Annotated in this window: 20 protein-coding genes and 1 riboswitch; of the genes, 5 read left to right on the forward strand and 15 right to left on the reverse strand. The window is 28.8% G+C overall.

Annotated elements, in window-relative coordinates:
• Positions 1 to 21: 21 nt before the first annotated feature.
• Positions 22 to 975 carry a DMT family transporter gene (locus PZA12_RS19625; protein ID WP_078114705.1) on the reverse strand — a complete coding sequence of 318 codons (954 nt, stop codon included), beginning with the start codon at positions 973 to 975 and terminating at the stop codon, positions 22 to 24.
• Between the two features lie 315 nt (positions 976 to 1,290).
• On the opposite strand from PZA12_RS19625, the gene PZA12_RS19630 reads away from it, so the two are divergent.
• The 3 genes from PZA12_RS19630 to PZA12_RS19640 are packed head-to-tail and all read left to right on the forward strand — an operon-like array spanning position 1,291 to position 4,236.
• Positions 1,291 to 2,178 (forward strand): acyl-CoA dehydratase activase-related protein, encoded by an 888-nt coding sequence (locus PZA12_RS19630; RefSeq protein ID WP_171983601.1) that lies wholly within the window; start codon positions 1,291 to 1,293, stop codon positions 2,176 to 2,178.
• A gap of 4 nt (positions 2,179 to 2,182) precedes the next feature.
• A complete protein-coding gene (locus PZA12_RS19635; RefSeq protein WP_077838781.1) occupies positions 2,183 to 3,274 on the forward strand; it encodes a 2-hydroxyglutaryl-CoA dehydratase in 1,092 nt (363 codons plus the stop codon).
• Positions 3,262 to 4,236 carry an acyl-CoA dehydratase activase gene (locus PZA12_RS19640; RefSeq protein WP_077838782.1) on the forward strand — a complete coding sequence of 325 codons (975 nt, stop codon included), beginning with the start codon at positions 3,262 to 3,264 and terminating at the stop codon, positions 4,234 to 4,236. The genes PZA12_RS19635 and PZA12_RS19640 overlap by 13 nt, the downstream gene beginning before the upstream one ends.
• Positions 4,237 to 4,330: 94 nt before the next feature.
• On the opposite strand, the gene PZA12_RS19645 is transcribed toward PZA12_RS19640, so the two are convergent.
• The 10 genes from PZA12_RS19645 to PZA12_RS19690 all read right to left on the reverse strand — a co-directional run bounded on the left by PZA12_RS19645 (position 4,331) and on the right by PZA12_RS19690 (position 16,201).
• Complete coding sequence (locus PZA12_RS19645) at positions 4,331 to 5,686, reverse strand: APC family permease (protein ID WP_077845108.1); 1,356 nt, start codon at positions 5,684 to 5,686, stop codon at positions 4,331 to 4,333.
• Positions 5,687 to 5,796: 110 nt separating this feature from the next.
• Entirely contained in the window at positions 5,797 to 7,257 is a 1,461-nt protein-coding gene (locus tag PZA12_RS19650) for an ArnT family glycosyltransferase (RefSeq protein ID WP_078114704.1), read from the reverse strand.
• A gap of 265 nt (positions 7,258 to 7,522) precedes the next feature.
• Positions 7,523 to 8,551 carry an anti sigma factor C-terminal domain-containing protein gene (locus tag PZA12_RS19655; RefSeq protein WP_078114703.1) on the reverse strand — a complete coding sequence of 343 codons (1,029 nt, stop codon included), beginning with the start codon at positions 8,549 to 8,551 and terminating at the stop codon, positions 7,523 to 7,525.
• Entirely contained in the window at positions 8,544 to 8,972 is a 429-nt protein-coding gene (locus PZA12_RS19660) for an RNA polymerase sigma factor (RefSeq protein WP_192927378.1), read from the reverse strand. The genes PZA12_RS19655 and PZA12_RS19660 overlap by 8 nt, the downstream gene beginning before the upstream one ends.
• A gap of 272 nt (positions 8,973 to 9,244) precedes the next feature.
• On the reverse strand, positions 9,245 to 10,111 hold the full coding sequence (locus tag PZA12_RS19665) for a radical SAM protein (protein ID WP_077845104.1): 867 nt from the start codon (positions 10,109 to 10,111) through the stop codon (positions 9,245 to 9,247).
• A 251-nt stretch (positions 10,112 to 10,362) separates the two neighbouring features.
• Positions 10,363 to 11,349, reverse strand: a complete 987-nt coding sequence (locus PZA12_RS19670; RefSeq protein ID WP_077838788.1) for a 3-oxoacyl-[acyl-carrier-protein] synthase III C-terminal domain-containing protein — start codon at positions 11,347 to 11,349, stop codon at positions 10,363 to 10,365.
• A 53-nt stretch (positions 11,350 to 11,402) separates the two neighbouring features.
• Positions 11,403 to 11,735, reverse strand: coding sequence for a hypothetical protein (locus PZA12_RS19675; protein WP_077838789.1), 333 nt, complete (start codon positions 11,733 to 11,735; stop codon positions 11,403 to 11,405).
• 140 nt (positions 11,736 to 11,875) lie between these two features.
• Positions 11,876 to 11,963: riboswitch (cyclic di-GMP riboswitch) on the reverse strand.
• 111 nt (positions 11,964 to 12,074) lie between these two features.
• Complete coding sequence (locus PZA12_RS19680; protein WP_078114701.1) at positions 12,075 to 13,040, reverse strand: aromatic acid exporter family protein; 966 nt, start codon at positions 13,038 to 13,040, stop codon at positions 12,075 to 12,077.
• 450 nt (positions 13,041 to 13,490) lie between these two features.
• Complete coding sequence (locus PZA12_RS19685) at positions 13,491 to 14,045, reverse strand: MATE family efflux transporter (protein WP_242964244.1); 555 nt, start codon at positions 14,043 to 14,045, stop codon at positions 13,491 to 13,493.
• A 167-nt stretch (positions 14,046 to 14,212) separates the two neighbouring features.
• A complete protein-coding gene (locus tag PZA12_RS19690) occupies positions 14,213 to 16,201 on the reverse strand; it encodes a methyl-accepting chemotaxis protein (RefSeq protein WP_161222897.1) in 1,989 nt (662 codons plus the stop codon).
• Between the two features lie 724 nt (positions 16,202 to 16,925).
• Between PZA12_RS19690 and PZA12_RS19695 the strand changes: the two genes are divergently transcribed.
• Positions 16,926 to 17,108: a GntR family transcriptional regulator gene (locus PZA12_RS19695; RefSeq protein ID WP_274596925.1), complete on the forward strand. Its 183-nt coding sequence runs from the start codon at positions 16,926 to 16,928 to the stop codon at positions 17,106 to 17,108.
• Positions 17,109 to 17,162: 54 nt separating this feature from the next.
• Positions 17,163 to 18,266 (forward strand): PLP-dependent aminotransferase family protein, encoded by a 1,104-nt coding sequence (locus tag PZA12_RS19700; RefSeq protein ID WP_278286287.1) that lies wholly within the window; start codon positions 17,163 to 17,165, stop codon positions 18,264 to 18,266.
• 55 nt (positions 18,267 to 18,321) lie between these two features.
• Here the strand turns inward: PZA12_RS19700 and PZA12_RS19705 are convergent, their stop codons facing one another.
• From PZA12_RS19705 to PZA12_RS19720, 4 genes are all read right to left on the reverse strand, one after another.
• A complete protein-coding gene (locus PZA12_RS19705; protein ID WP_077845099.1) occupies positions 18,322 to 19,635 on the reverse strand; it encodes a 6-phospho-beta-glucosidase in 1,314 nt (437 codons plus the stop codon).
• Between the two features lie 396 nt (positions 19,636 to 20,031).
• Complete coding sequence (gene chbG, locus PZA12_RS19710; protein WP_078114699.1) at positions 20,032 to 20,799, reverse strand: chitin disaccharide deacetylase; 768 nt, start codon at positions 20,797 to 20,799, stop codon at positions 20,032 to 20,034.
• A gap of 196 nt (positions 20,800 to 20,995) precedes the next feature.
• A complete protein-coding gene (locus PZA12_RS19715) occupies positions 20,996 to 22,354 on the reverse strand; it encodes a DUF6179 domain-containing protein (RefSeq protein ID WP_078114698.1) in 1,359 nt (452 codons plus the stop codon).
• Entirely contained in the window at positions 22,354 to 22,824 is a 471-nt protein-coding gene (locus tag PZA12_RS19720) for a DUF6323 family protein (protein WP_078114697.1), read from the reverse strand. The genes PZA12_RS19715 and PZA12_RS19720 overlap by 1 nt, the downstream gene beginning before the upstream one ends.
• Positions 22,825 to 22,978: the final 154 nt, after the last annotated feature.

The following is a 22,978-nucleotide window of genomic DNA, read 5'->3' on the forward strand; positions in this document are numbered from 1 at the left end:
AGACTAATGCATTCATATAGCTTATTGTTCAAAAGAACCAACAGTTGATGTAAACTCTTCTGAATTAAGCTTTTTTTGATAATAATTTGTTCCCCATACACCCACTAGAATCATCACTGATCCTATCACATGGTATAATTGGAAGTTTTCATGTAATACGAGTACACCAGCTGCAATAGATACTATAGTTGATATATTGGCAAATACAGCTGATCTAGAAGCTTCCATTTTAGAAAGCGTATAATTAGCCAGAAAATATGCTACAACCGAAGATAATATTCCAAGATATAATATAGATACTATAAAGTTTATACTTCTTAATGGTATAAAATATTCTGATAAATTTCCATTTATCACGTGATTAGTAATTGAAACAATATTAAAAAATATAGCTCCAATAAGCATCATAAAGTATGTTACTTCAATCGCTGTAAATTGTTGTGATATTTTTCTTGCTATTATATTAAATAATGCAGCTGAAAACACAGCTCCTCCTAGAAGGATAATTCCTAATAGAGTACTCCCCCCTGAATCATTAGAATTTTCCATAAGAATTATCAGTATTACTCCAGATACCGAAAGTATTATGCTTACGATTTGCTTAACAGATGGTTTTTCTTTTAATAGATACACAGCTAACACTGTTACAACTATTGGTATAAGAGCAATCATAAGTCCGCCTAAAGACGAAGATGTTTTCTTAATTCCATAGGTTTCAAATATAAAGTAAACTATAGGCTCTATAACAGCCAAAATAATAAGCCATTTCATAGGCTTATTTTTATAATTTACCTTTATTACTTTTAAAAATATCAAAATTGTCATTATTAGCAAAGCTGCTAAGAATCTAAACGAAAGTAATTCTATTGGCGTAGCTACACTTAATGCTTGCTTGGAAAACAAGAAGCTTAATCCAAAAATAAAATTAGTTATTATAGCAGTAAAGTATGGAATTATATGTGATTTATTTTTCATATTTATGTCATTTCCTTCCTTGTACATAGATCTTAAAATATGAGCTTAAGAGGTCAAGAACTCAAAAGTTATTATAGATCCCTTAAATATATAAATTTCCAAGTAAGTATACTATAAAAAAATACCATCTACAACAATTTATATAGATATATCTAAAAGCACTTTCTTGTTTTTAATATTAGATGAAATGGTATTTTAATAATTTAATGTAAAACTTTAAGGTAAAATATAAATTAATCCAATTTTTATGAATAATTCTAGTAATTTTGAAAAAAATATAATAATGAGCATGAATTTTATAGGAGTGAAATGTATATGAAGGTTGGAATTCCCAATGGACTATTAAATTACAAATATTCTGCTTTCCTTGAGAAGTTCTTTTCTGAACTTGGTGCAGATATTGTTAGATCACCAGATACAAACAAGACAATACTAGATGAAGGCGTAAAAAATTGTGTAAATGAAGCATGTTTGCCTATTAAAATTTTTCACGGTCATGTAAATGCAATAAAAGATAAATGTGATTTAATGGTTATCCCTAGAATTATGCAATTAAGTGAACATGAATTTATCTGTCCAAAATTTTGCGGCTTACCTGAAATGATCATAAATAGCATTCCCAATATGCCAAAAGTTACTATGGTTCCTATTTATGCAACGTCAAAAGAAAAATTATATAAATGGATAGTTTCAACTGGAAGCTTAATAACAACAAACAAAAAAAGAATTCGGGATGCTTATGATAAAGCTTTAATAGCACAAGATGAATATGAAATAGGAATTAAAAGCGATGGATATAAATTAAATATAGCTCTAATTGGCCATCCTTACAATATTTATGATAAATTTGTGAATATGAACTTAGTGAAAAAATTAAATAAATTAGGTGTTGGTATTATAACGGAAGAATTTATAGACGAAGCCTCTATTGCTGACAAAACAACTGAATTATTTAAAAGACCTTTCTGGACATTTGCAAAAAATGCTTATGGGGCATCTACATACTTAGTAGAAAATAAAAAAATTAACGGTATAGTATACATATCTTCGTTTGCCTGTGGTATTGATTCTGTTGTTATAGATCTTATAAAACAAAAAGTGAAAGATTTTCCTTTCTTAGTATTAAAAGTTGATGAACATACTGGAGAATCTGGATTTGACACAAGAATAGAAGCCTTTGTCGACATGTTAGAAAGGAAGTAATGTTATGAAAATTATGACGCCTCATTTAGGAAATACATATCTGGTTACTAAGGCAGTGTTCGATACTCTTGGTATAGACTATATAATTCCAGAATTCAATAGTAAAAAATCATTAGAAATAGGATCTATGTATTCTCCAGATGATATGTGCCTCCCATTTAAACTTATGATGGGAAATTACATACAGGGAATTGAACAAGGTGCAGATACAATAATAATTACTGGAAGCTGCGGACCTTGCAGATATGGAGAATATTGCGAACTCCAAATAAACACGCTAAAAAAATTGGGACATAATTTGAATTTCATTGTATTAGATAAACCGTCAGAAATAGGCCCAAAAGAATTTCTAAATAGGATATCTTCTATCTCATCTAGCAGCAATAAGAATATGCCGCAAAAGCTAAATGCATTACGTATAGGATTTAAAGTTCTAAATCTAATAGATAAAATAGAGGCAAAAGCACATTACTTAGCAGGATATGAAAAAAATAAAAATGAATGTAAAAAACTCTTAAGTAAGTGTAAAATTGATGCCGAAAATAGTAATAGTCCTAATGAGATGATAAAAATACTAAACAAATATGATAAAAGACTAGATTCCCTAGAGATATGTAGTGATAGGAATCCAATAAAAGTAGCAATAATAGGAGAAATCTATACAATAATCGAGCCATTTTCAAACCTTTTTATTGAGGATAAACTTATGGAATATGGGGTTTCAACTCAAAGAAAACTCACTCCAAGTTGGTGGGCTAAAAATTCTATTATGTCAGTTGTTGGAATGAATTCTTTAGACATACGAAAAGCTTCTAAAGAATACCTTCCATTATATATCGGAGGACACGCAAGAGAATGCATTGGAGAAGCAGTAATGGCTGCACATGATGGATTTGATGGTGCAATTCAAATATTTCCTATGGGATGTATGCCAGAAATTGTTTGCAAAGCTGTGCTTCCTTCCATATCTAAAGATAAGAATTTTCCTATTTTAACTCTTGTAGTTGATGAAATGACGGGTGAAGCAGGATATATTACAAGAATAGAAGCATTCCTAGATCTATTAGAAAGGAGAAAGCAAAAATGTATTATTTAGGTGTTGATGTTGGCTCAGTAAGTACTGACATTGTTCTTTTAGATAATAATCTGAATGTCGTAGATAAACTATATCTAAGAACAAAAGGAAAGCCAATAAATGCAATTCAAGAAGGTTTTAAAATCTTAAAAGAGAAATATAAGAACGAACAAATTAAAGCTGTTGGCACTACAGGTAGTGGAAGGCAAATTGCATCATCTATCCTTGGAGCAGATGCAGTAAAAAACGAGATAACAGCTCACGCATGTGCTGCACTTGCTATAGATAAGGATGTTAAGACAATTTTGGAAATAGGAGGACAGGATTCAAAAATAATAATATTAAAAGATGGAGTTGCCATAGACTTTGCGATGAACAACGTCTGTGCGGCTGGAACTGGATCTTTCCTCGATAGGCAAGCTGAAAGATTAGGAATCCCAATAGAAGAGTTTGGAGATTATGCTTTAAGATCAACAACTCCACTAAGAATAGCTGGAAGATGTGCAGTTTTTGCCGAGTCTGATATGATACACAAACAACAGCTTGGCTATAATGAGCCTGATATTATAAACGGCTTATGCGAAGCCCTTGTTAGAAATTATCTCAATGATATTGGGAAAGGAAAAGAAATATGCCCTAAAATATTCTTTCAAGGTGGTGTAGCAGCTAACAAAGGTATGAAGGCATCTTTTGAAAAAGCTTTAGGATGTGAAGTATACATTCCTGAACATTATAATGTTATGGGCGCCATAGGTGCCGCAATTATTGCTAAAGAAACTGTTGACAAGACCGGTGCTACTAACTTTAGAGGCTTTGATATTGCTGATTCTAGTTTTATATCAACTAGCTTTGAGTGTGAAGGCTGCTCTAATAGGTGCGAAGTTGTAAGAATAGAAGATGATAGTATAATAATAGGATGCTTTGGAGACCGCTGTGGAAAATGGACCAATACCATTAATGAAAATATTACTAAAGGTGCTTAATCATAAAAACATAATTGTTTCTTACATAATTAAGGATAAAAAATACAGACTAAGTAATTGATTTTAATTACTTAGTCTGTATTGCGATATAATATTAATCTCTTTTATATTTTTTTCTTATATAAAAATAAACTGGAAGACCTATTAAAGTTATTCCTATTCCATATATTGCATTTAATGAATCTGTTATAAAAGTACTTATTAATATGTACAGCCCACCAACTATTCCGATCAATGGAACAATTGGATATAAAGGAACTTTGTATGAAGTTTTTAATTCTTTATGTTTACGTCTCAATATAAAAATCCCACATACGCACATAACAAAAAATATCCACATTACAAACACAGCTAAATTTGTAAGTTTGTCAAAAGACCCACTTAATACATATAAACTTGCTAGTAATACTTCAAAAGCAAATGTATTTATAGGAGTCTCAAATTTTTCATTGATTTTCCCAAAAAATTTAGGAAAAGGGAAAAGATTATCCTGAGCCATAGCAAAAGGAATTCTAACACCTGTCATTAGATACCCATTTAGCGCTCCAAAAATAGAAATCATTATGCCTACCGCGATTAAAGCCGCTCCCATATTTCCAAACAATATTACCGCTGCATCTGAAGCTGGCTTGGAAGAAAGTACTACATCGTTAACTGGCATTATATTTATTATCGCTACATTAATTAATATATAAACTATTATTATTGCTATTAATCCCATTATTATTGACTTTGGGAGATCTTTTTCTGGATTTTTAAGCTCCCCAGCCATATTTCCTACGCTAATCCATCCGTCATAGGCCCATAAAGTACCAAGTATTGCAGCTCCAAATCCTGCTGCTCCTGATGTATTTGATGAGAATACCGTAGTCGAGAAATCATGAGCTGTACCATTTATTAATCCAAATATAACAATAAAAATTATCGGAACAAGCTTACCAATTGTAGAAATTACTTGTACCTTCCCGCCAAGTCTTGATGATAGAACATTTAAAGCCATTACAAAAAATAGAATGCATATAGCGAATATTTTCTGCAGCATTGGTGTTAGATCTGGAATAAAATAAGTTGCTTGAGTAACAAAAACTATTGATAATGCAGCTGCCACCCCTGGCACATAGATTAAAGTCTGCATCCAACCAAACAAAAATGCCCATTTTTCACTATATAATTCTTTAATATAAACAAAGACTCCACCTGTCTTAGGAATTGCTACAGCAATTTCAGCAACTGTTAAAGCTGAAGCTATAGTTATACATCCACCAATCACCCAAGCCATTATTCCCAGAGTTGGTGTCCCTGCATTTTTAAATACTGTTGACGCCTTAAAGAAAATCCCTGACCCTATAACTACCCCTATAACTATAGTAATAGCTTCAATAAGTCCTATTTCTTTTTTTAAACCTTTAGGAATAACATTTTCTTTATTCTTTTGAGTTGACTCATTCATGCTAATCATCTCCTGACTCAATTTTAAATTTTTATATATAATATTAAACAAAACACTTTTTCTATTGTATAATTCGTAATGAATTTCGTCAACAAAAAACCATAATTATATTATTTTGCAAAAATATAGGCCTCATCATTTTCGAGTATAGCTTTTAAATTATCTTTTTCATTTCCAAGTGAGTCCAAATCTTCTTTTTTAATAAATAATAATGTTTTATCTTCATTATCTTTCAAAAATCCTTCTATGCCACCTTCTAATGGAGTCAAATCTGCATAAAGTTCGCTATCTAGCCAATAGCTTTGCTCAAAATGATTTACATATATTTTTTCTCCGCGATATTCTGGTAAGTTTCCGATTTCCTGAATAAGCTCTTGACTCAAGTCCTCTTTTGGATTTGAAATTCTAGTTACTATAACTTCTTCACTTTTATATATCGATAATATAATCATAGCAAGCAATACTATTTGTGTAGCAAAATTTCTATTACGCTCTTTTAATATAAAACCTGATGCATATCCTATCCATATTGCTGCGGCAGGATATATCGGTAAAACATACCATGAAATTTTCGTTTTTGAAATAGTATATAATATAAACGGAATAATCATCGACAGCCATATTATCAAATTGCAATTTATTAGTTTCCTGTCTGTAATATATCTATGCGCTATAGTCAAATATGTCATGCTAACAGCTACAAATACAAGATTCCAGTAAAAATATGACCATTGCAAATGTTCAATGTAGTAACACTTTCCTCCAATATGTCCTTCTAAAGGTCTTGATGTTCTTGCCATCAAATCAAATTCTATCATGGTCTTAAAAAAAGCTATTCCATCATTGGCATATCTCAAGATTGCCCATATAAGAATCGGAAAAGATGCACTCAATACTAATGTCAAAATTTGTTTTAATGTTAATTTAAATAAATTTTTACTAAATATTAAATATAGTATTCCTATAAAAAAGATATTACCTGCATGAAAACTTTTAGTTAAAAAAGCTGCTGAAAATGATAATCCAAATACATATATCCATTTAATACTCCTTTCCATTAAAATTAAAGACATTACCGATATTGTAAAAAATAAAACGTATATGGCATCTGCATCTCCGGTTCTTGCACAATGCTCTGTAATAAATGGTATTGTTGTTGTTAGAACAGTTGTCGCAATCAGAGATGTCAATCTCCCATATATATTCAAACTAAAAATTGCTACAAGTACTATAGTTATTATTGCTGCAAATGCAGAAAATACCCTTAGCCCCAAAGCATTAAATCCTGCAAATTTATATCCCATAGCTATTGCCCAAAAGCTTATTGGCGGTTTTAAATTCCAATAATCATTTTTATAAGCATATGTATTTACTATATAATTGCTATTTTTTATCATCTCATAAGCGCTAACACCATGTCGTGCCTCATCCCAGCTATATATAGGAATGACACCTAAATTGTAAAATATATTAAAGGAGGCAACTAACAATATAGCTATTAATATAATGTAATAACATTTTTCAACAAGCCCTATAATATTATCAATTAACTTTGTTCTAAACATGCTCATACTTTGCCTCCCTGTAATATACTTAATATTTTAATTTCATAAAATCATTTACTATATTAACCTTAGCTTGAAAAATATATACATTCATAAAAATGTCAATCAACCTTTTCCATAATTTATACTCATAAGGAGTACAAGGGCCACAGATTTCATTACAATATAAATTCTTAGAGGATAAAAAAAGTAACTTTTAGTCTAGAACCAAAAGTTACTTTCATAGTTAATTGTTGTATTATTACTAGTAAAATTAAATCACTCTCTTTAATTAATATTTATCAACTACAGTGCCTAAGACAGCATGTTTTATAATCGGGTTATTCTCAATCGCCTTTAGTTCTTTTGGACTTCCAACCACTACAGCTCCAATTATTCTAATATCATTCTCATCAATATTTTTGATATACTGAGCCTCCCCTATATCCTTTAACTGTTTAATCGCTGCCTTAAAGTTTTGCATTCTACCGTCTGTATCACTTCTAAACTCTCCTGCTCCATCAATGGATTTTATCCCAATAACATTAAATGCTGGATTATTAAATTCAATAATATGTTTCTTTTCCTCATCTGAATTATTATCTACCCAGTAAAATGTTATTAGATTACTATCCAAAATACTATTTACTTCTTCATAGGTATAGTATTTATCAAAAGACAAAGCCATTTCTACCATTTTATTATCATCCATTTCATCTAAAAAATGAAAATCATTTATTATATTTTCTTTACCTTCCGATATTTCATCTTCTGTACGTTTATTTTTATCTGTTTCATATTCATATATATTTCTTCCATAATTGACATACGGATATAAAAAATGTAATTCTCTTAATCCATATGCAGTACTATACCTTTTATTTATATCATCATTTAAAGGGATGTTACTTATTGTCCGTCCACCTTGATCAACTTTTTCAAACTTATTATCAAATATACTTCTATTATTTGTTTTTAATCCAGCAAAAAGAACCCTGCTTCCTATCCTTTTACTAACATAATCAACAGTTTCATAGTTAAAATATCCCATTTCAATGCACCTTTCTTCTCCTACGTACTCATTTGGATACATTATAGAATATTCTAACTGCTTTACTATTTTTTCTTTTGAATATGAACCTTCTACATATTTATTACTTGCAAAATTTAAAGCCAGATTTCCAACGATAATTATAATTAAAGTTGAAATAATTCCGATTGCAATAAGTTTCACATTTAATTTATTTCTTTTCTTTTTCACTTCTTTTTTTATTTCTTCTTCCATTCTATCAGAAAACAATTCGTCAATATCTTTACTCAAATTCTTCACCTTCCCATATTTTCTTGAACCTATTTCTTGCTCTATAGCATAAAGTCTTAGCTGATCCCTCTTCAATGTTAAGTAGCTTTCCTATCTGTTTATAAGTTAAACCCATACTGTATTTTAAAACCAGTAGATTCTTTTCACTTTCTTTCATTAGAGATAGAATTCTATTAATATCTAAAGCACTATCTATATGCATAATTTTAAAATGGCTCTCAATAGTTATTAATAATTCATCCGTTAAACTTATGTTCACCTTGCTCTTTTTGTACAAGCTATAAAATTTGTTTATGGATACTTTAAACATCCACGCCTTTATGTTCCCATCAATTAAAATGTCAATATTTTCATAAGTCTTGATAAAAGTTTCTTGTATAATATCCTCTGAATCTTCCTTTGATGCTCCTATAGAAATCAAATACCTATATATTATAGATAAATCTTTTTTTATTAAATCACATGTACTATCTTTAATGATTCATCCCCCCCTTTATTGAACACACTAAAAATAATTAGTATTTATTCTATAAACAATTGTTTTTCATTTTTAATGGCGCCACATATATATAACTTTTAAGTATATTAAAAAGTGAACATACATCTAATATATTTTAAAAAATTATGTTTTTAAAAATATGAAGACTATAAAAAAAACAGAGGCATTATATCTTATGCAATGCCTCTGTTTGCTTACAATCTTCTATATTCCTCTTGTTTTATTTGATTAGTTTTTAAATAGTAGTTAATTTGATTAAGCAATTTTTCTTTATCTTCTGGTAAACTTCCTCTTAGAGAAACATAATTTGATGCGTGATTACATCTAAATATAACTGATTCATTGACATTAATATGTTGTATTAATATCTCTATCTCATTTAATACTTCTTTATCACTTAGAAGTTTAAATTCTTTTCTTAATATTTTATTATACAAATCCGTTTCTTTTTCAACCATAAGAGTTAATACACCTAAATAATTTGGAGCCATAGCGCTTATTAATTCGCCTGTTTTAATTGCATGAATATCGCTCTTTTCAATGCCGCCAACTCCAGCTATAACTGTTACTGATAAAAAGATATCAGCATTTTTAACCATTCTAGCAGCATCAATTATCTCGTTACTGTTTACTCCTTTATTTATATCCTTTAAAACCTCATCACTTCCACTTTCAACACCCATATATATCATATATAAGCCTAAGTCTTTAAGTTCTTTCAACTCTTGATGAGTTTTACCTAATATTGATTTTGGTGTCCCATAAAGAGTTACCCTCCTGCATTCAGAAAATGTATTTCTTATAAGCGTTAAAATTTCTTTTAATTTTTCCGTTGGAATGATTAACGCATCACCATCTGCCAAAAATATTTTTTCTACATGCGAATACATTTCTCTAAAGTAATTTACATCTGTTTTAATATCTTCCAAAGATTTTATTGTAAATTTCTTAGATTTATACATATTACAAAAATTACATTTATTATGAGAACACCCTAAAGTTACTTGTATTATAAGACTATTACTTTCACTTGGAGGTCTATATAGTGGATAATCGTACATTATCAAACCATCTCCCCTGTTATTCTTTAATTAATATAGCATTTTTTAAGTTCTAACACTATCTCTATATATTTTTCTACTTCATTAAATCATCTATAAGAATTTATTCTCATATTAGTGATATTCTAATATATATTTATCTAAAGTATATTTACTTACTTGCATTTCATATGATAGCATCAAACTCATAAATATAACCTTCTATAGATTTTACTACAGAAGGTTATATTTATGAAGTGCATTTTCTAATACTAATATTTATATAACATAACTATACTCTGAGAACCAGATCCAATAGTCCAGAAAATTACATAGTCCCCTCTCTTAACTTTACCTTCCTTTATCGATTCATACAATGCTATGAAAGGGCTAGTAGTTCCAGTATATCCATATTTATTCCCTATATATATACTCTTATCTTCTCCTATATCTAAAAGTTGTCTTATATTTTTTATATTTATAAACGCAAACTGAGAAAAGCAGAACATTTTAATGTCTTCATTTTCTAAGCCATTTTTCTTCAGCATCTTTTTAGCAATCTCTGCTGCTGGATAAACACATGCCCCACCATCGAATGGCAACCATTTCAAATAAAGCTCACCTACATCATTTGATTTGAAGAAATTAGAGAATCCTTTACTTGGATACATAATATTATGACTTTCCTCTGTGTTTATATAATATTCTGCATCAACTATTCCACACTCTTCTTCAACTTTTTCCAAAATTATTGCACATGCAGCATGTCCATAATTTCCATAGCAAAGCTCATTATTGGGATCAGCTAACGAATCGACATCATCACAACCAATAATCAATGCTCTTTTAGCTCGCTTTGACGATTCTAAATAATTTGATATATTCTCTAAGGCAACAGTCATACCAGCACAATTTGCATTCATATCAAAACACATTACATTTCTTCCCGCATTTAATTCCTTATGTATTAAAATAGATGTTGCTGGTGCTATATATTCAGATAATATAGATGAATATACTAGCACATCTATGTCACTACCTGTCAAGTTAGCTTTATCTAATGCTGATTTTGCTACTTTTACTGCTAGAGATAAAGTTGTCTCCTGTTCATTAAACATAAAGCGTTTATCTCTACCCATTACATCTACCAATAAATGTTCTACATCCTTATCTTGTTTTTCAAAATGTTTTAAATAAATATCATTTGAAACAACTTTAGATGCATGACAAATATCAATGCAACTTAATCTTATTCCCATAATAATCTCCTAGCTAATGTAATTCAATTTAATATTATAAATTATGTATTGTTTTAAATTATTTCAATTCCCAATCCAGTGTTCCTACTTATTCTTGATAATTGCATCTTTAAAGTTATATTACTACCAACATTTGCTATAACCTTTACAAACTTGCAAGCCTTGTACATTTGAAAACATCCTTCTAACATTGGTAACATCTCTTGTCTTGAAACGTTTAACTCTCTTGCATCAAAATTTAATACATATTCTGAAGTTTGTATAGGAGATAGTTCTTTTCTAAAATCTTCAACAAAACTATTAGCATCGTCTGGTTCAAACATTCCCCATATCCTTATGTTAATCTCCTTTTTCGCCTTGTCCAAAGACAACTGATACTTTTTCATTTACTACACCTAACCTTTCTTTATTTAAATTCTTATCATATACACATATTTCAATGATTTTCTATTAAAATAAAAAGGTGCCTATTAATTATTAATAGGCACCAAAAATAAACAAATGACTAATGTTTATATAACTACATTTTGGCAACCTGGCAATCATTGAAAATAAATTTCTTTAGACCCATAGCTTTGCGGCCCTGCCTTTCGGCAAGTGTGCTATTATCAATGCATATGATATGCATAATTTTACACTTATTTTTGATAAATTTCAATATTTATACTAATATTTTTACCATTAATGGCATTAAAACTAATTTTAGTAAGTTACATTTATAACCTCTACCTATTTTGAAAAGATTCTTTAAATTCTTTCTTAATAACTAAGAAATCTTCTAAATCATTCAAAAACTGAAATAGCAACGCTCTGTTTTCAAATTCGTTTCGATTCTTAGGTAAATCCATTTTTTCATAGTCTTTTCTAAGTAAATTTAGTTTATTTATAAGCTCTACACAATCATTATCTTCCTTTAGATTCATTGCAACTTCATTTGTAAATTCTGATAATATTCTAGTTTGATCATAAGTCATATAAAATCTCGAAAAATGCCTCTTCATTCTTTTCATTGTATCTAGCTGTATTATTCTCATCTCTATATAACTCAAATAATAATCATTTTTTTTAAATAAACGATTATTATTTATTATCTGTGCCATAAATTTAGACTTATTAATTAATTCCTCAACATTCACTGATATTTGTTTTTCATAAATTGGTACAGCCTGAGTAACAAGGCTTACTGCCATATCTGATAATATAGCTCTATAATAATCTTCTATTCTTTCTTTATTCTTTTCAAATTGTTCTTCTAATGACGCAGTATATAGATTAAACATCATTGCTACTCCAATTCCTACTATCGTTAGCTGTGCCTCATTTATAATCCAAGAAACATTAATATTAGAACTCGTTAAAAGATGTGTCGATAATACAGCACCTACAACCATTCCTTCTCCCATTTTTAGTATTTTAGTTATGGGTATAAATATCAGTAAGAATAATCCAAACACAATTGGATTGTTTCCAAGCAGCATATATAGAATATAAGACAGAAGTATTGCCACTGACGAAGTAATTATTCTTCTACCTGCAACTAATAAAGCTTCTTTTTTAGTATCCTGAATACTAAGTATTGCAATTATACCTGAAGTCACTCCAAATTGTAATCCTATATAATTTGATATAATTATGGCTATTGTCGCTGATAAAGCCATTTTAAATGTTGTTGATTGTAAGTATTTCACCATTTTTAATTTATCTCCCACTATTCTATATTATATTTTTCTTGGGTTCTTTGCTTTTGCTATAATTATAGACTATTTTTTCATTTTTTTAAATTTCTATAGACATACATTTTATTGCTTATTTAAATTATAAATGCTAAAATGCAATTAAATAAATGAAAATATATGCAAACTATAATTAGTATATGAAATTATATCTTATGTTTAATAAGAATAGGAAGTTCATAAGCAAGCATTATAATCCAACTTGCAAAACAGCTTAGCGCGATACCAACTATACCAAACTTGGGAGCAAGTAAATACGCAAATGTCACTCTTCCAATCATCTGTGAGAAAGTTGATAATTAAATTAACTTTTAATTCTCCCATTCCTCCGAAATAACATTGTATTCCATTTGTCCATGCTGGTAGCATGTAGAAAAATGCCATAAAATGAAGATAAATCACACCTAATTATATAACTTTTGATCCTTCATTATGAACAAATAGCTTCATTAAATTATCAGCCCCGAAATATACTAGACCAACAAGTATACACCAAAATAATGTTTCTATTTTTAAGCCTGTCCAGAGTCCCTGTTTAATACGATTATGCTTTTTGGCTCCTCTATTTTGAGCTAAAAATGTTGTCATTCCACTACTAATACTTTGTTGTGGCGTGAACGCAAAATCATCAATTCCATTAACTGCATTAAATGTTGCTATTGCATCTATTCCCAAAGGATTTACTGCACTTTGAATTAAAACTTTTCCAATATATAAACAAGTTTGCTGCATAGCAGTAACAGAACTATAATTTATTGTAGTTTTTAATAATTCTTTATCTAGTATAATCTCTTCTTTAGTGAAATGAAGTAATGGTACTTTCTTATAAACATAAACAATACAAAAAACGCTCGATAGCATTTCTGCAGTTACAATTGCAATTGCAGTACCCGCAACCCCCATCTTTAAAAATACTACAAATATAATATCCATTACGATATTTAATACATCTGAAATTATCAAAAAAATTAGTGGTGATTTTGAATCATCTATGCTTCGTAATGTTGCAGCTTATACATTATATAAAAATGTAAAAATAAGACCTACAAATATAATCATTAAATAAGTTGCTGCAAAATAGAAATTACATTCATATTTTGCAACAACTCCATTTTAAATATTATTATTTTTTATATTTTAAACTTAGAGACAATACTCATAAGTTCTTGAGCATTATTTTCTGTAGTTTTCATAAGGTTAGCAACATTATTAGCCCTTTCCATAGCTACTAATGTTTTTTCAGAAATGTCTTGAGCTCCTACTGCGCTTTCGTCATTTGAAGCCGAAATTTCATTTATTGAGCTTACCATACTTTGTATTGAACTTAATAATTCTTCAGCCGTTTGACTAAAATCGCTTACTAAAGCTTGAACAGCCTCTGAATCCTTATAATATTGTTCTCCTGTACTTACCATATTCTTATAATCATCAATTACAGTTGTATCAATAAACTGTAATGCTTTTTCTGAGCTTGTCTTTAAATTTTTTACTGAACTCATAACTAATTTTGTTATTTCTTGAATTTCATTAACTGTATCTTTTGATACTTCTGCTAGTTTTCTTATTTCATCTGCTACTACCGCAAATCCCTTGCCAGCCTCTCCTGCTCTAGCTGCTTCTATTGCTGCATTTAATGCAAGCAGATTAGTTTGAGATGTAATTTGCAGAATAGATTCTGAAAGATCATTAATTTTATCAACAGCATTTGATTGTTCAATTGCCTTCTTCATATCAACATCAATATTATTTCTAATATCATGTGCTGTTTTTTCAGATACTATAGCATTTTCCTTTAAATTCTGAGCACGTCTACTTATTTCTTTAGCTATTCCGGAACCATTTTGTGCCTTGCTTGAAATATTTTTAACTGACTTTTCCAACTCTGACGAAGTTGTATTGATAAGCTTTGTTGCAGCTGCCGTTTGTTCGATTCCTGCTGACATTTCTTGTGTAGTTGCAGATACATTCTCAACCTGCATAGATAAGTCATGCATACTCTTAAATGAACCTGTTACATTATTTTTAACACTATACGCCTCATTTATAACATCTGTTACAACAGCCTTTATTGATTCACTCATTATCTCCATTGAACTCGCAAGAACTCCAATTTCGTCTTTTCGTCTCTTTATTTTTTCTGGTACTTTATGCGTAAAATCTGCATTTGCTAATCTATTTAAATATTCTGCTGCTGATTTTATAGGCCTCGCAATAATATTTGCCATAAAAAATGATATGATCGTAACAAGAACTACGGAAATGAATATAACTATCCATGATATTTGTGTTGTTCTATTGATTTCATCATAAACCTCACTTTTAGGAACTGTAACAACTACTTTCCACGATGTATTTGCTACAGTAGAGTATGCTGCAATTTTACTTAGACCTTGATCATCTGTATATTCAATGTATCCACTATCTTTAGCTAATACTTCATTTTTAAAAAGATTTATAGTATCTTGATTTTTTATAATATCAGCCATATTCTTGCCAACATAATCCTTATTGGGATGATATAAGAAATCAGCATTTTTTGATATCATAAATGCATATCCTGTATCCTCAACTTTTAGGTTTGACATATATGTATTTAAAGAGTCAATGCTAACTAAACTAGTAATTAAACCATTAAAATTATTATTTGAATCTAAAATCGGAATAGCAATTGGTATATTCATTTTTCCAGTACTTTTATTTATTATTACATCAGTAATAACCATCTTTTTTGTTTCTTTTGTTTTTATAAAATAATCCCTGTCAGTAACATCAATAGTACTAGCAATTTTTCCATCCTTTGTTACTGCACCTAACGACTCAATTTCCGAGTCACTTTCATTAATAGGCTTAAGTACTGAATTTATAGCGCTTGCATCCATATTGGAGAATTCTGGATGTGCTTTATATATCTCTGTAAGTTGAGACACTTTTCCATTAACCCAAATATTCATCTCATTGACAGTTGAATTAGCTATACCAATTTCATTTTTCTTAATGTTACTATCAACTAGCGAAGTAAATTGATTTATCTGAAAAAGTGATAGACTGAACAGTGGAATAAGAGATAAACAAATCAAAACCATTGTCAATTTGAATCTCAGTGAATTAAAAATCTTCATAAAATTTCCCCCTAAGTAGTTACTCATTAAGTTTTCATCAATCAAAATTATGATACCTATTTCCTTTAAATTGTTATGTAGTTAAAGTTTAATTCCTTTATTAACAATCTGCTGGAAAGTTAATACTACTTACCATTTCTTATCAAGAAACCCTAATATCATAACTTTTTCAATAAATATATGATCGTTTTTTGTAGAACTCTGGTAAATATAATTATATCTGCACTAATTTAGTAAATCAATATATTTTTTTGTAAAATCTCATTTAAGTTTCACTTATTTTTGTGATTTTTTATTAATTTTTAAAATAAGATTAAACATATTGCTTTCCATGTAATTTTGAGCTAATCTGCAATTATTTAAGCCTTCTTGATAAACGTATACTAATATCAATATATTAATACTTGCTTAACTATAAAAACACCTTTAGACAATATAATAAAATAATGCCTTGGATAATGAATATGATTATTTAAACGACTTTGCACTATAATTTTTACGGTAAGCCGATTTTATTTTATATAAACAAGCGCACTCATGTTGTATAACTACCTAAATTAAATTTTCTATGATACTATGATATTTATAATGCTAAATAGAAAAATTTATGCTGTCATATTTCCTAAAACAGAATACAGTTTAACAGATGTTAATAGACGACTTATTCTAATCCTAGGGATGCATAAATTTAGAAGCGAAGATTTAGATGAAGGGTTTGATTTTCATGAAAATATATGAGCAAATCTCACATGATATTAAAGAGAAAATAAGAATTGAACTAATGCCTCAAGGAGCTAAATTGCCATCCATCACCTCTCTTTGTAATGAATATAAGTGTAGCAAAGGTACCATTATTAAAGCTTATACCAATTTATGTAATGAGCATATAGTTTATTCTTCACCTTAGAGTGGATTTTACGTTGCTGATAACCTTGTACGATTTAGCACAAATCAAGCTAATATTTATGATCTATCAACTGGTAACTCTTTGGTTAGCAATATTCCAATAAAGGATATTCAGCATTGCTTAAACTCAGCTCTGGAGCTCCACAGCAACATGTCTCTAAACATGGATTTAGAAGGCCTTCCTTCTTTACGTGAACTGTTAACTGATTTACTTATGAGAGATGATATATATTCTAAAAGTAAAAATTTAATTCTATCCCAAGGTATTCTGCAAGTATTAACTCTTTTTTCAAAGATGGAATTTCCAAATGGCAATGATACTATACTTATCGAAGATCCTTCTTATACTTATTATATAAACTTTTTAAAGTATGAGAATATTAAAGTTAGAACTATAAAAAGAGACGAGAATGGAATTAATTTATATGAACTTGAAGAAATATTTAAAAACCAAAGTATTAAATTCTTTTACACGATTCCTAGAAATCATAACCCTTTAGGCACTTATTATTCATTAAATCAAAGAAAAGCAATAATGAAGCTTGCCCATACTTACAATGTATATGTTATCGAAGATGATTATTTTTCAGATTTAAGTACCTTGTCAAGATATTCACCTATTTATTATTATTCGGATTTTAGAAATTGTATATATCTTAGAAGCTTTTCTAAGACAATACCTTATATAAGAATTGGTGTAGCTATAATCCCTGATGATTTAATTAATAGATTTAAGGAATGGATGAAATACTCATATTATTTTTCATATTATATGCCATCATTGGTTTCTCAAGCAACACTTGAATCATATATAAAAAGCTCTATATATAATAAGCATGTAGCCATTCTTTCTAGCAATTTAAAGGACACTTTAAAATTATTTAGGAAAATAACTTCTGCTTGGGATTCAAATTTAGTTAATATACTTGGCGGAAGTTCTGGTTATTATTCTACTATAATATTAGCTCCTCATATCGACTGTAATAAATTATTAGACAATTTAAAAAATAAAAATATTCTTCTAGCCCATAATTCGGCCTCATACTACAATACAGAGAATTTTGACAATAGTCTAAGACTCAGTATTGCTAGAATTAATTCTACTGATTTGAAATTAGCATTAAATATTATTTATGATGAAATATTAAAATTATCATAAATACAATAATAAAAGATCTAAGGGTCATATTCTTTCCCTTAAATCTTTTATAATATTAAGCAAATTGTGGTAAATAATCTTTATGTGCCTCTAGTAATTCATCCAATAATATTTTCGCTATTTTCTCTGATGGAATTAATGGATTAATAGTTAATGCAAGAAGTGCTTTATTATAATCCCCTTCAACTGCTGCTTCAACCACTAAACGTTCAAATGATTTTATTGTTTGAACCAATCCATTCACACTTACTGGTAATTTCCCCATAGCAATAGGTTTAGGCCCATCCTTAGTTATAATACATGAAATCTCAACTGCTGAGTCATTCTCTATTCCTTCAATAGCCCCATTGTTTTTAGTATTAACTGGTTGAATATCTCCCTTGTTGTTATAAATAGAGTTAATTAATCTGCAAGCTGCATCTGAATAATATGCTCCACCTCTCTTTTCCAATTGCGGTGGCTTAATATCTAAATTTTCATCTTTGTATAGTTCAAATAAATCATTTTCTAATCTCTTAACTACTTCTGCTCTAGTTTCTCCCTTAGAAAATTCTTTTAATTCTTCTTCAAGCATATCTGCTGTTTGAAAGTAATACCTATGATATGGGCATGGCATCATTCTAAGAGCTTTAATAAATTCTGGGTTCCACTCTAAATCTTGAATATTTTTTACAATTGACCCCAGTTTACCTTCTGCTAGTGAGTCTATTACTTTATCTGTAATTTTTTCACCATCTAAATAAATTTCTCTACCAAATACCATATGATTCAATCCCATGAAATCCATAGTAATTCTGCTATGCTCTACTTCAAGCATATCCGCTACTGCTTTTTCCATGCCAATTGGAACATTACATAATCCAATAATCTTTTTATTCTTTCCATATCTAAGAAGAGCTTCTGTTACCATTCCTGCAGGATTTGTAAAATTTACAAGCCATGCATTTGGACATAGCTCTGACATATCTTTATCTATATCTAAAATTACAGGTATTGTTCTTAGTGCTTTAAACATACCTCCAGCACCATTGGTTTCTTGTCCTATTACACCATGACTTAATGGTATTCTTTCATCCTGAATCCTAGCATCTAATAGACCAACTCTTAATTGTGTAGTTACAAAATCCGCATCCTTTAATGCTTCTCTTCTGTTTAAAGTTAAATGAATTTCCATAGGTACACCAGCTTTTTTAACCATTCTTTTAGCTAATTTCCCTACGATATTTAATTTTTCTTTTCCGCTTTCAATATCAACTAGCCATAATTCCCTTACCGGAAGTTCATTATATCTTTTTATAAACCCTTCCACTAATTCTGGAGTATAGCTCGATCCCCCACCAATTGTCACTATTTTAATTCCTTTTTCCATCAGATATCCTCCTATATATTATAAAATATAAGCATAATCATTTTTAAATTTTGATTTAATAATTTAAGTATTTGTTTATATTGGTATACTTATTTTTTATTCTTTAAGTAATTTATTTAGATACTCTTATAGGAAATTTCCTCTTCTATACTTTATATAAAAATTGTATTTTCTCTTATTTTCATAAAATTCTAACAGATCTGTTTTCTATATCTTAACTCAATATAATCCCCTATTCAATAATATAAAAACACAACTGTGCTAGTACAGTTGTGTTTTTATTAAATTCAGAAGCACTTTAATAGCAAAATACTATTTATCAATATATTTAATAATATCTTTACCAAGAACCTTAACTATTATTTCCAAATAATTGTAACCTTTAAATGTTTTGCTTTATATATAAGAATCATTTTTAAATTTTAGTTGTATACCTCTAAAATTTATTAATTCAATGTTTTTTTCGTTAATAAACTGTATTACTTCTTTATTAGTTAATGTTTCTAATTCCTTTACTCTTGGGTATGCATATGAACTACTACTAATAATCTTAGAATCAAGACACCCTGGATGGCACATAATTTCTAAAGAATCTACATTAATATTATCTTCCAAAATGTTTATTAACATTTTGGGTTCAATCATAGAAATATTATAAAAACTATCAACAAACTTAGTTGTTGTTTTAATACTTTCATACTTTTCTTCTCTAATTGCCTTAATATGCCTAACTGGTATATTATACTCCTTTGCCAACTCAGCAACTACCTCAAAAACACTCTCAATAGAATGTACATGATGATGTGTATCTATATGTGTTGGAACTATCCCAAGAGATAAAAACTTTTCAAATTGTTTTCTAAATTCCCTTCGTATATCTTCAATACACGCTGACTCAACAATATTATCATATTTTAAAAAATTCCCTTCATTATCAACTAAGGTTTTCACGTTCTTTGATAAAGGTCTGCCTGCGGTAAGAACCAGGTGAATTCCTACACCTAATTTAGGATTTTCTTTTGCCAAATTAACCGCATGTTCCGTTGTCTCCATATTACACATTAATGTGGTAGATGTTACTATTCCATTTTTGAATCCTTTAATTATACCTAAATTAATTGCTTTTGAAATACCAAAATCATCTGCATTCATTATTAATCTCATATCTTTCTCTACTCCTTATATTTAATGTTTTAGTCTAATAGAAATATATTTATAATACCATAATAATCCACATTATTTTTATCAGCAATAGCTCTAGATAATAATCACATTATACGTATCTCTTATTTTAGGTCAGGATATATTTCATATTATAAACCTAGGACATATCCCACTGCCTATATATGCCAAACTAGTATTACAATATAATATTCAAGGATTCAGCAATTATTTTACTTTTTTTCTCTTCATTAATCATACTAAGATATTCCTTAAGCTTTTCATGCCACTCCTTCTCACTTTCAGTTCCATAATCCACATCCATAACTGAATCATTTGGAATATACTTAAGTAACAGTGATATTTCAAAATCATCTAAGACCTTAAATATCTCAATGAATTCATAATCAAATATGCAATCAGAGCCAAGAACATCTACCAAATCCCTAAGACTATGAATTTCTTCCCTTATAATTTGTATCTTATTCTCTACTTTATCACACTCTCTAATTTCTTCAGTTATATCCTTAAATCTGCTGTTCTCTAGACTTTCTCCATCTTCATATCTAATTAAACTTTCATCTGCATTTTTAAATGTGATAAATGTATTTTCCAATTTATTATTTTCAATATTCTTCTTAATACTTGGCATAATCTTGTAAATAGTTTTATTTATATAATTAATAAAATTTATATCATTTATATTAAACTCCTGGCAAATACCTTCAACTATCATAGATATTACTTCATTAAATTCCTCTTCTTTCAGTTCTCCTAACTTATTTTTAAGATAACGTCTTTCAGTATCTGTTATATCTAGAGTTATTCCTCTCTTCCCTAATACCATACATCCTAAATAATTAGTCAGAACCAATTCAAAGATATTTATTAATATATGATCTGAATTTTTATCAAAGCTTTTAAGCAAATTTTCAATTTCATAGATATCAAAGTGAGAACAAAATTGATTTTCAAAATCTATTTTTCTTAAATATTCATTTATATATTCTATTCCTACTAACTCCATCTCATCTATAGCTAATGGATAATCTATAGATCCCTGCATTTCATGAGCCGCAAACCTAATATCATATTCTATAAAAAATAATGGAATCCCGTAATCTATAGTATCTATATACGCATAATTACTTGTTTTTAATTTACTTTTTTGCACGTTCTTTAATAGTTCTTTACTTTCTTCTATTTTAATCTTTAAAACTTTTTCCCCTTCAGAAAACAAATATTTCATTGCATTTTCTTTTATTAACGTAATCTGTTCCTTTATTGATGTTTTACCTTTTAGAAAGCTACCTATAGTATAATAAATTGATAACATTATTTGCTCTGCAACTTCAACTCTTACCGAATAGCTTTCAGCTTTTGTATAATAATTTGCAGTTTCTCTTAAAATATCTAATATTTGAACTTGAATATTTTCTAGTTCTTTATTATTTAATATATCATTTGAATGAAGTACTTGTAGTAATGACTGAAAATAATGTTCCTTACTTAATAAATTTTCAATGGTATCATTTCTGTCAGTAATATAATTATCCATTATAACTCCTCATCTCCATCCACATTTAAATAATCAGAAACCCCATATTTAATATTATGAGCTATAGTATCCAAATACTTATGTCTAAGTAGCTCTAAAGATCCTTGGCATTCATTATCGAAATAGCCTTTCATTAAATTAATTAATTCAATGTCACCTATTTCTTCCATAGTTTCATTTTTATAATAATAAAATGTTTCTATTAGCTCCTCTATAGTTTCAATATAATTGTATTGAGAAATATATGGCGACTCGCAAAAGGTTGATATTATTTGCTTTATTATCCCTCCACCAAATTCAACTCTGCCATTCTTACTTAAAGCTTCGCTTCTTATCTCAACTATCTCTTTAACATTTTCTTCACTCAGCTTTAATCCATATTCCACTGTTTCCTCATTACAGTGCAAAATCTCTTCAAAAGTTTGTTTACTTATTATAGAATCAGAAATAGACATAAGATAATTTTTCATAAATAACACCATCCAAACTTTTTTATTTTTAAGTGTTGACTTTCTTTTTTAAATATGTTATGATTATTATATATAGATAAACTTAATTTTTTCTGACAATTAATTCTATCATCGGCTATATGGAAAGTCAATGGTATTTTTTTATGCCCATTTT

The organism is Clostridium beijerinckii (genome assembly GCF_036699995.1).
In the GTDB taxonomy this organism is placed as follows: domain Bacteria; phylum Bacillota; class Clostridia; order Clostridiales; family Clostridiaceae; genus Clostridium; species Clostridium helianthi.

Excerpts from the sequence above, each read along its gene's own strand:
- PZA12_RS19650 (WP_078114704.1), bottom strand. The coding sequence starts at position 7,257 with ATGAGCATGTTTAGAACAAAGTTAATTGATAATATTATAGGGCTTGTT.
- PZA12_RS19640 (WP_077838782.1), top strand. The coding sequence starts at position 3,262 with ATGTATTATTTAGGTGTTGATGTTGGCTCAGTAAGTACTGACATTGTT.
- PZA12_RS19630 (WP_171983601.1), top strand. The coding sequence starts at position 1,291 with ATGAAGGTTGGAATTCCCAATGGACTATTAAATTACAAATATTCTGCT.
- PZA12_RS19695 (WP_274596925.1), top strand. The coding sequence starts at position 16,926 with ATGAAAATATATGAGCAAATCTCACATGATATTAAAGAGAAAATAAGA.
- PZA12_RS19705 (WP_077845099.1), bottom strand. The coding sequence starts at position 19,635 with ATGGAAAAAGGAATTAAAATAGTGACAATTGGTGGGGGATCGAGCTAT.
- PZA12_RS19675 (WP_077838789.1), bottom strand. The coding sequence starts at position 11,735 with ATGAAAAAGTATCAGTTGTCTTTGGACAAGGCGAAAAAGGAGATTAAC.
- PZA12_RS19720 (WP_078114697.1), bottom strand. The coding sequence starts at position 22,824 with ATGAAAAATTATCTTATGTCTATTTCTGATTCTATAATAAGTAAACAA.
- PZA12_RS19635 (WP_077838781.1), top strand. The coding sequence starts at position 2,183 with ATGAAAATTATGACGCCTCATTTAGGAAATACATATCTGGTTACTAAG.
- PZA12_RS19670 (WP_077838788.1), bottom strand. The coding sequence starts at position 11,349 with ATGGGAATAAGATTAAGTTGCATTGATATTTGTCATGCATCTAAAGTT.
- PZA12_RS19645 (WP_077845108.1), bottom strand. The coding sequence starts at position 5,686 with ATGAATGAGTCAACTCAAAAGAATAAAGAAAATGTTATTCCTAAAGGT.
- PZA12_RS19625 (WP_078114705.1), bottom strand. The coding sequence starts at position 975 with ATGAAAAATAAATCACATATAATTCCATACTTTACTGCTATAATAACT.
- chbG (WP_078114699.1), bottom strand. The coding sequence starts at position 20,799 with ATGAGATTAATAATGAATGCAGATGATTTTGGTATTTCAAAAGCAATT.
- PZA12_RS19715 (WP_078114698.1), bottom strand. The coding sequence starts at position 22,354 with ATGGATAATTATATTACTGACAGAAATGATACCATTGAAAATTTATTA.
- PZA12_RS19690 (WP_161222897.1), bottom strand. The coding sequence starts at position 16,201 with ATGAAGATTTTTAATTCACTGAGATTCAAATTGACAATGGTTTTGATT.
- PZA12_RS19680 (WP_078114701.1), bottom strand. The coding sequence starts at position 13,040 with ATGGTGAAATACTTACAATCAACAACATTTAAAATGGCTTTATCAGCG.
- PZA12_RS19665 (WP_077845104.1), bottom strand. The coding sequence starts at position 10,111 with ATGTACGATTATCCACTATATAGACCTCCAAGTGAAAGTAATAGTCTT.